Annotated in this window: 12 protein-coding genes and 1 pseudogene; 6 read left to right on the top strand and 7 right to left on the bottom strand. The window is 71.3% G+C overall.

Annotated elements, in window-relative coordinates; genetic code table 11:
• Window positions 1-41: 41 nt before the first annotated feature.
• Window positions 42-530: pseudogene (locus ABEA87_RS27225) on the top strand (RNA polymerase sigma factor); the annotation flags it as partial.
• A 352-nt stretch (window positions 531-882) separates the two neighbouring features.
• A complete protein-coding gene (locus ABEA87_RS27220; RefSeq protein ID WP_345634288.1) occupies window positions 883-2,121 on the top strand; it encodes a WD40/YVTN/BNR-like repeat-containing protein in 1,239 nt (412 codons plus the stop codon).
• An 8-nt stretch (window positions 2,122-2,129) separates the two neighbouring features.
• Here the strand turns inward: ABEA87_RS27220 and ABEA87_RS27215 are convergent, their stop codons facing one another.
• Window positions 2,130-3,065 carry a hemolysin family protein gene (locus ABEA87_RS27215; RefSeq protein WP_345634287.1) on the bottom strand — a complete coding sequence of 312 codons (936 nt, stop codon included), beginning with the start codon at window positions 3,063-3,065 and terminating at the stop codon, window positions 2,130-2,132.
• A 145-nt stretch (window positions 3,066-3,210) separates the two neighbouring features.
• Between ABEA87_RS27215 and ABEA87_RS27210 the strand changes: the two genes are divergently transcribed.
• The 4 genes from ABEA87_RS27210 to galK are packed head-to-tail and all read left to right on the top strand — an operon-like array spanning window position 3,211 to window position 7,223.
• A complete protein-coding gene (locus tag ABEA87_RS27210) occupies window positions 3,211-4,011 on the top strand; it encodes a DeoR/GlpR family DNA-binding transcription regulator (RefSeq protein ID WP_345634285.1) in 801 nt (266 codons plus the stop codon).
• Window positions 4,008-5,093 carry a galactose-1-phosphate uridylyltransferase gene (gene galT, locus ABEA87_RS27205; protein WP_345634283.1) on the top strand — a complete coding sequence of 362 codons (1,086 nt, stop codon included), beginning with the start codon at window positions 4,008-4,010 and terminating at the stop codon, window positions 5,091-5,093. The genes ABEA87_RS27210 and galT overlap by 4 nt, the downstream gene beginning before the upstream one ends.
• The gene (gene galE, locus ABEA87_RS27200; RefSeq protein WP_345634281.1) at window positions 5,090-6,115 is read left to right on the top strand and encodes a UDP-glucose 4-epimerase GalE; all 1,026 of its coding nucleotides are present in this window, start codon (window positions 5,090-5,092) and stop codon (window positions 6,113-6,115) included. The genes galT and galE overlap by 4 nt, the downstream gene beginning before the upstream one ends.
• Window positions 6,102-7,223 (top strand): galactokinase, encoded by a 1,122-nt coding sequence (gene galK, locus ABEA87_RS27195; RefSeq protein ID WP_345634279.1) that lies wholly within the window; start codon window positions 6,102-6,104, stop codon window positions 7,221-7,223. The genes galE and galK overlap by 14 nt, the downstream gene beginning before the upstream one ends.
• Window positions 7,224-7,272: 49 nt before the next feature.
• On the opposite strand, the gene ABEA87_RS27190 is transcribed toward galK, so the two are convergent.
• From ABEA87_RS27190 to ABEA87_RS27165, 6 genes are all read right to left on the bottom strand, one after another.
• A complete protein-coding gene (locus ABEA87_RS27190) occupies window positions 7,273-8,544 on the bottom strand; it encodes a sulfate adenylyltransferase subunit 1 (RefSeq protein WP_345634278.1) in 1,272 nt (423 codons plus the stop codon).
• Window positions 8,544-9,455, bottom strand: a complete 912-nt coding sequence (gene cysD / locus ABEA87_RS27185; RefSeq protein ID WP_345634277.1) for a sulfate adenylyltransferase subunit CysD — start codon at window positions 9,453-9,455, stop codon at window positions 8,544-8,546. The genes ABEA87_RS27190 and cysD overlap by 1 nt, the downstream gene beginning before the upstream one ends.
• A complete protein-coding gene (locus ABEA87_RS27180) occupies window positions 9,452-10,279 on the bottom strand; it encodes a 3'(2'),5'-bisphosphate nucleotidase CysQ (protein ID WP_345634275.1) in 828 nt (275 codons plus the stop codon). The genes cysD and ABEA87_RS27180 overlap by 4 nt, the downstream gene beginning before the upstream one ends.
• Window positions 10,280-10,457: 178 nt before the next feature.
• Window positions 10,458-11,045, bottom strand: coding sequence for an aminoacyl-tRNA hydrolase (gene pth / locus ABEA87_RS27175; protein ID WP_345634273.1), 588 nt, complete (start codon window positions 11,043-11,045; stop codon window positions 10,458-10,460).
• 133 nt (window positions 11,046-11,178) lie between these two features.
• A complete protein-coding gene (locus tag ABEA87_RS27170) occupies window positions 11,179-11,808 on the bottom strand; it encodes a 50S ribosomal protein L25/general stress protein Ctc (RefSeq protein ID WP_345634271.1) in 630 nt (209 codons plus the stop codon).
• A 315-nt stretch (window positions 11,809-12,123) separates the two neighbouring features.
• Window positions 12,124-13,104: a ribose-phosphate diphosphokinase gene (locus ABEA87_RS27165; protein ID WP_345634270.1), complete on the bottom strand. Its 981-nt coding sequence runs from the start codon at window positions 13,102-13,104 to the stop codon at window positions 12,124-12,126.
• Window positions 13,105-13,121: the final 17 nt, after the last annotated feature.

Here is a 13,121-nt window from a genome sequence, read left to right as displayed (position 1 = left end):
CAGCGGTCGGAGATGATGACCGAAGCGTGGGAGGGGCCGCCATGCCAGACGAGCTCGAAGCGCGGGAAGCGGTACGGCAGGCCTATCAGGCCTTCTACCGACGGCTGGTGGCTGCCCTCTACGCGCTGACCGGCGACTTCGCCGATGCTCAGGATCTGGTGCAGGAGGCGTACGCCCGGGCGCTGGCCCGGCCCAAGGTCTTCCTGGACGTCGCCGACCCCGAGGCGTGGCTGCGCACGGTCGCGGTCAACCTGGCCCGCACCCGCTGGCGGCGCCGCCGGCTGTTCGACACCCTGGTCCGCACCGGCCGGGTCACCCGCACCCCGGAGAGCGTTCCGGGGGCCGATCCGAACCGGGTGGCGCTGGTCGCCGCCCTGCAGCGACTGTCCCGGCCGACCCGGGAGGCCATCGTCCTGCATCACCTCGCGGACATGTCGGTGTACGAGGTGGCCGAGGCGCTCGGCGTGCCGGTCGGCACCGTCAAGGCCCGCCTGTCGCGCGGCCGCGCCGTGCTCGCCAGCCTGCTCAGCGACCGCGCGGACGAATCGGGCGAGGCCGCGAGGGAAGCGGCCGGCGCCCAGCCGCTCCACGGTGCCCAGCCGCTCCACGGTGCCCAGCCCAGTGGCGCCCAGCCGCCCACTGGCGCGCAGGCTCCCCCCGGCCCCCGGCCCCCGGCCGTCGTTCGGGACGACGGCGCCATCCCCGTCGGCCGCGAGGGCTCGAGCGCCGCGCTCGGCGACGCGAAACCCCCCGCCCGGCGGCCCTCCCGCGGGTCGGCGGCGGGCCTGCGGCGCGCGACCCCCGCCGCCGAGTCCGGCCGAGTCGTGGCCGAGGCGAGCACTCCCCACGCTTCTCCAGGAGACTGGAGGATCGAGAACAGCCATGGCTGAGCTGGACTTCAACCGCCTGCGCGCCGAGATCGAGGCAGCCACCATGCTGCCCGAATTCGACCAGGTCGCGCGGCGGGCCCGCCGGCTGCGCGCCCGGGGGTTGCTGGCCACGGCCTCCGCGGTGCTGGTGGTGCTGGCGCTGCTGACGCCGGCCGGGGTGCTCGCCGCGCGCAACCGGGGAACAAACACCATGCTCGGGCCGGTCTCCGACCCGTACCTGCCCGCGCCCGGCCCGGTCGGCCCGACCAGCCCGTCGCCGTCGCCGCGCGGGGTGGCGCCCCAGGCCACCATCGTGGCGGCCGACGGCGCCGATATCGATCATGTCTACGCACTGGTCGACGTGTGCCGCGGGAGCTCGTGCGACCTGCAGCTGACCCACTTGCAGGTCTCCTCGCCGGTCACCCCGACCGGCCCGGCCAAGATCGGTCTTCTCCGTTCCCGCCCGACCGACCCGCTGACCGGGTTCCGCCTGGAGGCGCTGAGCAACAGCTGCCTGGTGATCAGCGCCATGCCGGCCAGCGGTGGCCGCAAGTACCAGCGGATCGACCTCGGCAACCTGACCGACGATCCCCGTCCGGGCAGCGCCGAGATCGGCGACCGGATCGGGGTGGTCGACAACACCGGCACCCTGTGGGCGACCGACGCACGCACCAACATGCTGCGCTCGCTCCCCCAGCAGCCGCCGATCGGCCAGCTCAACGTCGCCTCGGTGGCACCCGCGAACGGGTTGTGGGTCACCGGTACCGACCCGGTGACCGGGGACCTAGCGGTGTCGGTGAGCCGGGACGCGGGCCACCACTGGACCACCTCGCGGCTGCCCGTCATGGCCGGCGCCAACCTGCCGGTGTTGGCGACCTACCAGGGGCAGGTCGCGTACCTGTTGGCCCGTGCCGTCGACCGGAACTTCGCGCTGTTCCGGACCCTGGATGGCGGGATGTCCTGGCAGCACCTGGACACCGAGCTGCCCTGGCCGGTGCAGACCGACACCGGGGCCGGGTACGGGCTGATCGTGCGGCCGGACGGCTCGCTGCTGGCCTGGCTCGCCACCGACCCCGGGCCGAGCTACGCGCAGAGCACCGACCGGGGCCTGAGCTTCAGCAACGCCACCGGCCCGGACGGCCCGGTGATCGCGGTCTCCAACGGGTACGTGTCGCTGGGGTCCGCGCCCAGGGTGTCCTCGGACGGGTCGAACTGGGTGAGCGCGACCGCGCCGACCCTGCCCACGTCGTGACGCCCGGGCTAGCGGGCCCCCGCCAGCAGCGCCACCCGAGCCACCCGCCGGCCCTCCATGGCCGCCACCACCAGCCGGCAGGACTCCAGTCGCACCTCGTCCCCCACCTCCGGCAGCCGGCCCAGCCGGGCCATCACCAACCCGCCGACCGTCTCGTACGGGCCGACCGGCAGCTCGATCCCGGTGCGCTCGGCGAAGTCGGCGAGGTTGAGCCGGCCGTCCACCTCGGCCGGCGCCGTGCCGTCGTCGGGTACCGGGTCGGGCGCCAGGTCGTACTCGTCGGTGATCTCGCCGATCAGCTCCTCGATCAGGTCCTCCAGCGTCACGATGCCGGCCGTGCCGCCGTACTCGTCGACCACCACCGCGAGTTGGTGCCCCTCGCGGCGCATCTCGGACAGCGCCGGCAGCACCCGCTTGCCGGCCGGCAGCCGCTTGATCTCCCGGGTCAGGTCGCCGACCGTGCCGGTGTCGTCCAGGTCCGTCCGGATGAGCAGGTCGCGCAGGTGTACGAAGCCGACCACGTCGTCGTGCGAGCCGTCGATGACCGGGAACCGGGAGTACCGGGCGGACCGGATGATGGAGCCGGCGACCGGCAGCGGCAGGGCGGCGTCGAGGAACACCACGTCGGTGCGCGGCACCATGACCTCGCGCACGTGCCGGCTACCGGAAGCGAGCACCTCGTCGATGATCCGGCGCTCCTCACCGTCGATCACCTGGTTGGCCGCCACCAGGTCGCGCAGCGCGGACTCGTTGATCGATCCCCGGCCGCTCGCGGGCCCGGGGCCGAACAACCGGATCAACGCCGCGGCGAGCCGTAGCGCGAGGCCGCCACCCGCCGAGCGCCCACCCGCCGAGCGCCCGCCCGCCGGGCCACCGTCCGCCGGGCCGCCACCCGGCCGGCCGTCCCGAATACGAGAGACCGACTGCCTCCCGGCCTTGCGCATTGGCGCAGTCTATCCAGAGAAGCTATGAATTACCTCGCACAGGACGACGATTGCTCCCAAGATTTGTGTTTGAAAGTGTTGAGTTCTGAGGGAAAATTAGGCAAGATTGATTCGAAGCCCCGGCGAAGGAGATCAGGGAGGTCTGGTGCTCGCACAGCAACGACAGGCGTCCATCCTCGACCGCGTCCGCCGGCACGGTGGCGCGCGGGTCGCCGACCTGGTCCGGGTGCTCGGCGTCTCGGACATGACGATCCGGCGGGACATCGAGGTGCTGGCCGACCGCGGCCTGGTCGCCAAGGTCCACGGCGGCGCCGTGGCCGTTGACGGCGCCACCGACGAGCCTGGTTACGCGGCAAAGGCAGAGCAGCAGCGGGCCGAGAAGATGGCCATCGCGCGCGCCGCCGCCGCACTGGCCAAGCCCGGCAGCGCGATCGGCGTCTCCGCCGGCACCACGACCGCGGCGCTGGCCTGGGAGCTCATCGACGTGGCCGAGCTCACGGTGGTGACCAACTCGATCCCGGTGGCCGACGTCTTCTACCACCACGGCCGGTCAGACCAGACGGTGGTGCTCACCGGGGGCACGCGCACCCCGTCCGACGCACTGGTCGGCCCGGTCGCCCAGGAGGCGGCCGCCCGGATCAACCTGGACCTGCTCTTTCTCGGCGTGCACGGGATGAGCGGACGAGCCGGCTTCACCACGCCAAACCTGTCCGAGGCCGACACCAACCGTTCCCTGGTGGCCGCCGCGCGGCGGTTGGTGGTGCTCGCCGACCACACCAAATGGGACTTGATCGGCATCGCCACCATCGCGGCCCTGGCGGACGCGCACGTCCTGGTTACCGACTCGGGCCTGCCCGAGCAGGCGCGCGCCGAGCTGGCCGGACAGGTCGGTGAGTTGATCATTGCTGGGGATGAACACGGGGACGCGGAGGAACCGATCACATGAAGAAAACGCTCATTCAGCTCGCCGACGGACGAGAGCTGATGTATTTCGACGAGCGCGATGACGCCGTCCGTTCCGAGATCGACCGGCGCGAACTGCCGCCGCCACCGCCGCCCTCGGAGCTGCGGTACGACCCGCTGGTCGACGAGTGGGTGGCGATCGCCGCCCACCGGCAGACCCGCACGTACCTGCCGCCGTCGGACGAGTGCCCGCTGGACCCGTCGAGCCCCGAGCGCAGCACCGAGATCCCGGCCTACGACTACGACGTGGCGGTGTTCGAAAACCGCTTCCCATCGTTCAGCCACCGGCCGCCGATCGCCCCGCCGGTCGCGCCGACCCCGATGTCCCCGGTTCGGGTGGGCGCCGGGCGGTGCGAGGTCGTCTGCTTCACCTCGGACCACAACGCCTCGTTCGCGTCGCTGTCGCCGCAGCGGGTCCGGACCGTGTTGGCCGCCTTGGCCGACCGCACCGCCGAGCTGTCCGCCATGCCCGGGATCGAGCAGGTGTTCTGCTTCGAAAACCGGGGCGAGGAGATCGGCGTTACGCTGCGCCACCCGCACGGCCAGATCTACGCGTACCCGTTCGTGCCGCCGCACACCAGCAGGATGCTGGCCGCCGCCCGCCGCCACCGGGAGCGGACCGGCCGGCTGCTGTTCGCCGACGTGCTCGAGGCCGAGCGCGCCGCCGGGGTCCGAGTGGTGGCCGCCAACGAGCACTGGACGGCCTATGTGCCGGCCGCCGCCCGGTGGCCCTTCGAGGTGCACGTGGCGCCGCATCGGCACGTGCTCGACCTGACCGACCTGACCGACGAGGAGTCGGCCGCGTTCGGCCCGGTGTACCTCGACGTGCTGCGCCGGTGCGACGCGCTGTTCGACGGCCCGCTGCCCTACATCGCCGCCTGGCACCAGGCCCCCGCGCGGCATCCCGACCGGGAACTCGCCTATCTTCACCTTCAACTCACCAGCGTCCGTCGGGCCGCCGGCAAGCTGAAGTACCTGGCCGGCTCGGAGTCGGCGATGGGCGTGTTCATCAATGACGTGCGGCCGGAAGAGGCGGCGCGGATGCTCAGGGAGGCTCAGGCGTGAAGCTGCTCGTGGCCGGCGGCGCCGGATACATCGGCGGGGTCGTCACCCGGTTGCTGCTCGATGCCGGGCACGAGGTGGTCGTGCTGGACGACCTGTCGACCGGGCGCCGGGACAGCGTCCCCGACGGGGTGCGGTTCGTCCAGGGCCGGGTACACGACGTGGCCGCCGAGGTGCTCGATTCCTCCTTCGACGGCGTGCTGCACTTCGCGGCGTTCATCGAGGCCGGCGAGTCGGTCAAGCACCCGGAGAAATACTGGGAGAACAACCTGGTCGGCTCGCTGCGCCTGCTGGACGCCATGCGCTCGGCCGGGGTGCGCAAGATCGTGTTCTCCTCCACCGCCGGCGTGTACGGCGACCCGGACCAGCTGCCCATCGTGGAGACCGCAGCCGCCCGGCCGCCGAACCCGTACGGCGCCTCGAAGCTGGCCGTCGACCTGGCGCTGTCGGGCGAGGCCACCGCGTACGGGATCGCCGCGGTGTCCCTGCGGTATTTCAATGTGGCCGGCGCGCACCGGTGCCCCGACGGCACCATGGTGGGCGAGCGACACGACCCGGAAAGCCACCTGATCCCCATCGCGCTACAGGTCGCGGCCGGCAAGCGGGACGGCCTCCAGCTGTACGGCGGCGACTACCCGACCCCGGACGGCACCTGCCTGCGCGACTACATCCACATCACGGACCTGGCCCGCGCACACCTGCTCGCACTGTCCACCATGGACTGTGACGCCGATCCGGCCACCGGCCGGCTCACCGTGCCACGCGAATCGGCCACCGGCGGGCATCGCATCTACAACCTCGGCAGCGGCACGGGCTTCTCCAACCGCGAGGTGGTCGAGGTGACGCGGTCGGTGACCGGGCGACCGGTGCCGTTCGAGATCGCGCCGCGCCGTGCCGGCGACCCGGCCTCCCTGGTCGCCTCGTCCGAAAAGGCCCGCGTCGAGCTGGGCTGGGTACCCCAGCGGCCGAGCCTGCCCGACATCGTCTCCGACGCCTGGGAGTTCTACCGCCGTGAGCTTCACTGACATCTTTGGCCAGGCACCCACCGGAGTCTGGTCGGCCCCCGGCCGGGTCAACCTGATCGGCGAGCACACCGACTACAACGAGGGCTTCGTGCTGCCCTTCGCGCTGCCGCTCCGCACGACCGTGGAGGCGTCCGCACCGGACAGTCCGCTGTGGACGGTGTGGTCCGAGCAGACCGGCGAGACGGTCAGCTTCGGCCCTGACGACCTGGCTCCCGGCCGGGTCGGCGGCTGGGCCGGCTACGTGGCCGGAGTCGTCTGGTCGCTGCGGCAGTCCGGTCTCGACGTGGGCGGCGCACGGTTCGCGGTGAGCTCGGACGTGCCGGTCGGCTCCGGCCTATCCTCCTCGGCCGCCCTGGAGTGTGCGGTGCTCACCGCGCTGGTCGACCTCGGCGGGCTGGACCTGCCGGCAGCGAAGCGCCCGACGGTGGCACAGGCCGCCGAGAACGGGTACGTCGGCGTGCCGACCGGCATCATGGACCAGTCCGCCTCGACGCTGTGCCGGGCCGGGCACGCGCTGTTCCTGGACTGCCGAACGCTTGCCGTCGAACACATCCCGTTCGACCTCACCGCCGACGGCCTGTCCATCCTGGTCGTCGACAGCAAGGCGCCGCACCGGCACACCGACAACGAGTACGCGGTGCGGCGCGAGACCTGCGAACGGGCCGCCGCCGCGCTCGGCCTGCCCGCGCTGCGTGACGTGACCGACCTCGACGCCGCCCTCGCCGCGCTGCCCGACGAGGTGATGCGCCGGCGGGTCCGGCACGTGGTAACCGAGGACCAGCGGGTACTGGACACCGTGGCGCTGCTGCGGACCGGCAAGGTACGCGAGATCGGGCCGCTGCTGACCGCCTCGCACGCGTCCATGCGCGACGACTACGAGATCACGGTGCCCGAGGTGGACATCGCGGTCGAGGCGGCCCTGGCCGCCGGGGCGCACGGCGCCCGGATGACCGGGGGTGGCTTCGGCGGCTGCGTGCTGGCGCTGGTCGACGCGGCGGCCGCCGATGCCGTCGGCACCGCGGTCGCGGAGGCATTCGCGGCCAACGGGTTCACCGCCCCGGCCTGGTTCGTGGCGGTGGCCAGCGAGGGAGCCCACCGCCAGTCCTGACCGAGCGCCCGGGCGGCGGCGTCAGCGCAGCCGCCCGGGCCGGACTCGCTCAGGAAGCGTCGACGATCATCCCCGCGCCGACCGTGCGGTTGGTCGTCTCGTCGATGACGATGAGACCGCCGGTGGTGCGGTTACGCCGGTAGTCGTCGGCAAGCAGCGGCACGGTGGTGCGCAGCTTCACCCGGCCGATCTCGTTGAGCGACAGGCCGTTGGCCGCGTGGTCCCGGTGCAGCGTGTTGACGTCGAGCCGGTAGTGCAGGTCGCGCACGACCGCGCGGGCGGAGCGGGTGGTGTGCTTGATGGCGTACTTGCCGCCGACCGCCATCGGCCGGGTCTCGTCCATCCAGCAGATCATCGCCTCGATGTCCTGGGCGGCCGACGGCTGGTTGTTCGGGCGGCAGATCAGGTCGCCGCGCGAGACATCCAGCTCGTCCTCGAGCCGGATGGTCACCGACATCGGCGGGTACGCCACGTCCACCGGCCCGTCGGCGGTGTCGATGCCCGCGATCCGGGTGGTGAAGCCGGACGGCAGCACCATCACCTCGTCGCCGGGCTTGAGTACGCCCGAGGCCACCTGCCCGGCGTACCCGCGGTAGTCCTGCACCACCGTCGACTGTGGACGGATGACGAACTGCACCGGGAACCGCACGTCCACCAGGTTGCGGTCGGACGCGATGTGCACATGCTCCAGGTGGTGCAGCAGGGACGGCCCGTCGTACCACGGCATGTTGTCCGACCGGGTCACGATGTTGTCGCCGTGCAGGGCGGAGATGGGGATGACAGTCAGGTCCGGCGCCTCCAGCTTCATGGCGAAGCAGGAGAAGTCGTCGGCGATCTTCTCGAACACCTCTTGCGAGTAATCGACGAGGTCCATCTTGTTCACGCACAGCACCATGTGCGGCACGCGCAGCAGCGAGCACAGGAACGCGTGCCGCCGCGACTGCTCGACCATGCCCTTGCGCGCGTCCACCAGGATCAGCGCCAGGTCGGCGGTCGACGCACCGGTCACCATGTTGCGGGTGTACTGGATGTGCCCCGGGGTGTCGGCGATGATGAACTTGCGCCGCGGGGTGGCGAAGTAGCGGTACGCCACGTCGATCGTGATGCCCTGCTCCCGCTCGGCGCGCAGGCCGTCGGTCAGCAGCGCCAGGTTGGTGTATTCGTCACCGCGCGAGCGCGAGGTCGCCTCGACGGCCTCCAGCTGATCGGTGAAAATCGCCTTCGAGTCGTACAGCAGCCGCCCGATCAGCGTCGACTTGCCGTCGTCAACCGAGCCCGCGGTGGCGAACCGCAACAGGTCCATGCCACGTCCCGCATCCATCAGAAGTACCCCTCGCGCTTGCGATCCTCCATCGCGGCCTCGGAGACCCTGTCGTCCCCGCGGGTCGCGCCCCGCTCGGTGATCCGGGTGGCGGCCACCTCGTCGATCACTTTCTCGATGACGTCCGCGTCGGACCTCACCGCGGCGGTACACGACGCGTCCCCGACCGTGCGGTAGCGCACTCGCTCCACAAAGGACGTCTCGCCCTCGCGCATCGGCAGGAACTCGTTGACCGCGTAGAGCATTCCGTCGCGGTCGACCACCTCGCGCTCGTGCGCGTAGTAGATATCCGGCAGCGCCAGCTTCTCCCTGGCGATGTAGTGCCAGATGTCCAGCTCGGTCCAGTTCGACAGCGGGAACACCCGGATCGACTCACCGGGGTGCACCCGCCCGTTGTAGAGCGACCACAGCTCCGGCCGCTGGTTCTTCGGGTCCCACTGGCCGAAGTCGTCCCGGAAGCTGAACACCCGCTCCTTGGCGCGCGCCTTCTCCTCGTCCCGCCGGGCGCCACCGAACAGGGCGTCGAACCGGTACTTCTCGACGGCGGCCAGCAGCACCGGGGTCTGGATGCGGTTACGCGTCCCGTCCGGCGCCTGGCGCACCAGCCCGGCGTCGATGGCCTCCTGCACCGACGCGACGGTCAGCTGCACGCCGAGTTCGGCGACCCGGCGATCCCGGAACTCCAGGACCTCCGGGAAGTTGTGCCCGGTGTCCACGTGCATCACCGGGAACGGGATGCGGGCCGGCGCGAACGCCTTCTCCGCCAAGCGGAGCATCACGATGGAGTCCTTGCCGCCGGAGAAGAGCAGCACTGGGCGCTCGAACTCGGCCATCACCTCACGCATCACGAAGATGCTCTCGGACTCCAGGGCGTCGAGGTGGGAGACGCGGTATGCGGCTGGCTGATTCATTGGGGCGACCTCAGGGCGGCGAGCAGTCGGGAAGCCAAATCTTTACGGCAAACCACAAGATCGGGGAGTTTGGGATCGGCCTGGTTGTATTCCAGCGCAGACCCGTCGATTCTGGAAGCGTGCAGCCCCGTGGCGGTGGCCACAGCCACGGGCGCGGCGGAGTCCCACTCGTACTGTCCGCCCGCGTGCACGTAGGCGTCGACGTCGCCGGTCACCACAGCGATGATCTTCGCACCCGCGGAGCCCATCGGCACGATGGTGGCCCCCAGTTCGTCCGCTACCCGCTGCAGCACCGCGGGCGGCCGGGTGCGGCTGGCGGCGATCCGAAGCCGGCCGGTGCCCGACCCGTCCGGCCCCTCGCCGGTGCCGCTGGGGCCCGCCTGCGCGGCCGAGGCGGACATCGGCGGGTACCCGGGCGGGAAGTCCGTGCCGAAGACGCGATGCTGGGCCGGAAGCGCCACGGCGGCGGCGGAGAGCCGGGACGGCGCGGCCGATCCGCGCGACCACAGTCCGATGTGGACGGCCCAGTCCACGCGGCCGGGCTCACCGAACTCCCGCGTGCCGTCCAGCGGGTCGACTATCCACACGCGCTCGGCGTCCAGCCGCGCCGGGTCGTCGCGCACGCCCTCCTCGGAGAGCACCTCGTCCCCCGGACGCCAACGGGCGAGCATGGCGGTGATCAGGTCATGTGACTGCTTGTCGCCGGCCGCCCGCAGTGCGTCGGGGTCGTCCCGGTACCGCTCGTCGGCCCGCAACTCCATCAGCGCCTGACCGGCCTGCTCGGCCAGCCATCGGGCGAACGCGCCATCCACGGCGGGTGGCATGTCAGTACCGTTCCGAGCTTCGGCGCGCCCTGGTCAAGGCAACCTCCTCAAACGCCGGCGCGGGGCTCCCGCGCCGGTCCGCATCAAGGGTACGTTGGCTGATCGCCGCCCTACCCGTTGTGAGACGCGGCACAACCGTACGGCCCGCCGCAGCACGAGCTTCGGGCATATTAGCTGGTCAGCCGGCATGATATGCGTTCTGCGCCGGCTCCAGTCCGGACTTTATGATCATCTCGATCGCGTCCGCGGCCCGATCGATCAGGAAGTCGAGCTCCTTGCGCTCCGTGGCGGTGAAGTCGCGCAGGACGTAGTCGGCCGGATCCTGGCGGCCAGGCGGGCGGCCGATGCCGAACCGCACCCGGTAGAACTCCTTGCTGCCCAACGACTTCGCCATGGAGCGCAGCCCGTTGTGGCCGCCCTCGCCACCACCGCGCTTGAGCCGCAGTTCCCCGAACGGGATGTCCAGCTCGTCGTGCGCCGCGATGATCCGCTCGACCGGCACCTTGTAGAACTGGCTCAGCCACGCGCTCGGGCCGCCGGAAAGATTCATGTACGTCATAGGCTTGGCCAGTACCAGCCGGGGCGCCGACTCCCCCACGCCGAGCCTGGCCTCGGCGACGTCTGCCGCCGCCTTGCGTTGCCGACCGAACCGGGCGCCGGTCCGTTCCGCGATCAGATCAACGATCATGAAGCCGGCGTTGTGCCGGTTCTTCGCGTACTCGGATCCAGGGTTACCCAGCCCGACCACCAGCCACGGCTCCGACACTGCACCCCTTCTCAACCGCCGAGCAGCGGGCCCATCCGACCCCCGCGGCGGAAGGTCCGCCGGCGAGCCAGCCGGCGGCCCCACGTACCACCGGAGCGCCGGCCCGGACGGGCGGCGCTCCGGGACACTAAGCTCAGGCGGCCTGGCCCTCGCCCGCGGCGACCTCAGCGGCCTCCTCGCTCGGCGCGGCGCCACCCTCGGCCGCCATCTGCTCGGCGGTCGGCGAGGCGGCCACCACGACCACCACGACGTCCGGCTCGGCGGCCAGCTCGACGCCCTCGGGAAGCTTGACCTGACCGGCGGTCACGTGCGAGCCGGCGCCGAGGCCCTCGATCGAGGCGTCCACGTGATCCGGCAGCCGGGTGGCGTCCGCGATCACGGACAGCGTCTCGTGCTCCTGCATGACCAGGGTGTCCCGCGCCGCCTCGCCGACCAGAACCACCGGCACGTCCACGGTGACCCGCTCGCCCCGGCGCACGATCAGCAGATCGACGTGCTCGAACGTGTCCTTCACCGGGTCACGCTGGATCGCCTTGGGCAGCGCCAGGGTGGCGGTGCCGTCCGGCAGCGCGATGTCGAAGACCTGGGTCATGCCGCCGTGACGGATCGCCGCGGCCAGGTCACGGGCGGGCAGCGCGATGTGCTTGGGCTTCTCGCCGTGGCCGTACAGCACGGCGGGCACCTTACCGGCCCGACGGGTACGCCGGGCACCACCCTTGCCGAACTCGGTGCGGGGCTCGGCGCTGATACGGACCTCGGACACGGGAGTACACCTTCCGTCTAAGCTCTGGTACTAAGGCTCTGATACTGAAGTCGATCGCGGCGCTCGGGCGAGAGTGCGGGCACGGGGCATGGGCCCAGAGCACCGCGTCGATCACGGCGCCTCAGCCGGCCGCATAAGCGGCCCGTGGGGCACCCTCGCCGTGGCAACCGTGCCAGCTTACCCGAGTGCCCCTCACTGCCCGTGCGCGACCCCCGGATCGATGCGCGGATCGTGGAACCCGACGCACCGGGCACGCGGCACCCGGCACGCACCAGCCTGCCGGGGGGCGTCAAGGGCCCCCGCCGGCGGGCTGGGTCAGGAAAGGCCGCCGAACAGCGTGGTGACCGAGCCGTCGTCGAACACCTCGCGGATGGCGCGGGCGATGAGCGGGGCGATCGACAGAACCGTGATCTTGTCCAGGCGCTTCTCCGGCGGCAGCGGCAGCGTGTTGGTGACCACCACCTCGCTGATCCGGCTGTTTTTCAGCTTCTCGGTGGCCGGGTCGGACAGCACCGCGTGGGTGGCCGCGACCACCACGTCCGCCGCGCCGCTCTCGAACAGAATGTCCGCCGCCTTGGTGATCGTCCCACCGGTGTCGATCATGTCGTCCACGATCAGGCAGACCCGGCCCTCGACGTCGCCGACCACCCGGTTGGCGACCACGTGGTTGGGCTTCAGCGGGTCGCGGGTCTTGTGGATGAACGCCAGCGGGCAGCCGCCCAGCCGGTCGGTCCACCGCTCCGCCACCCGTACCCGGCCCGAGTCGGGTGCCACCACGGTGATCGGGCGGCCGGCGAACCGGCCCTCGACGTAGCCGGCCAGGATGTCCATCGCGAACAGGTGGTCCACCGGCCCGTCGAAGAAGCCCTGGATCTGGGCGGTATGCAGGTCGACGGTGAGGATCCGGTTGGCGCCGGCGGTCTTGTACAGGTCGGACATCAGCCGGGCCGAGATCGGCTCCCGGCCGCGGTGCTTCTTGTCCTGCCGCGCGTACGGGTAGAACGGCAGGACGACTGTGATCCGCTTGGCCGAACCCCGCTTCAGCGCGTCCACCATGATCAGTGATTCGACCAGCCACTCGTTGACCGGCTGGGACATCGACTGCACCATGAACGCGTCGGAACCGCGCACCGACTCCCGGTACCGGATGAAGATCTCACCGTTGGCGAAGTCGTACGCGTCAGTGGGCGTCGGCGGTACCCCGAGCACCTTACCGATCTCGTCTGCCAGCTCGGGAAACGCCCGACCGGAGAAGAGCATCAGAGTCTTACGGTTCTCCGCCGTGATACTGCCCATCGGCTCGCTCCCTGTGG

It is taken from the genome of Rugosimonospora acidiphila (assembly GCF_039543385.1).
Classification (GTDB): Bacteria; Actinomycetota; Actinomycetes; order Mycobacteriales; family Micromonosporaceae; genus Rugosimonospora; species Rugosimonospora acidiphila.
The sequence above is the reverse complement of the archived record's forward strand: the minus strand, read 5'-3'. Positions and strand labels throughout refer to the sequence as shown.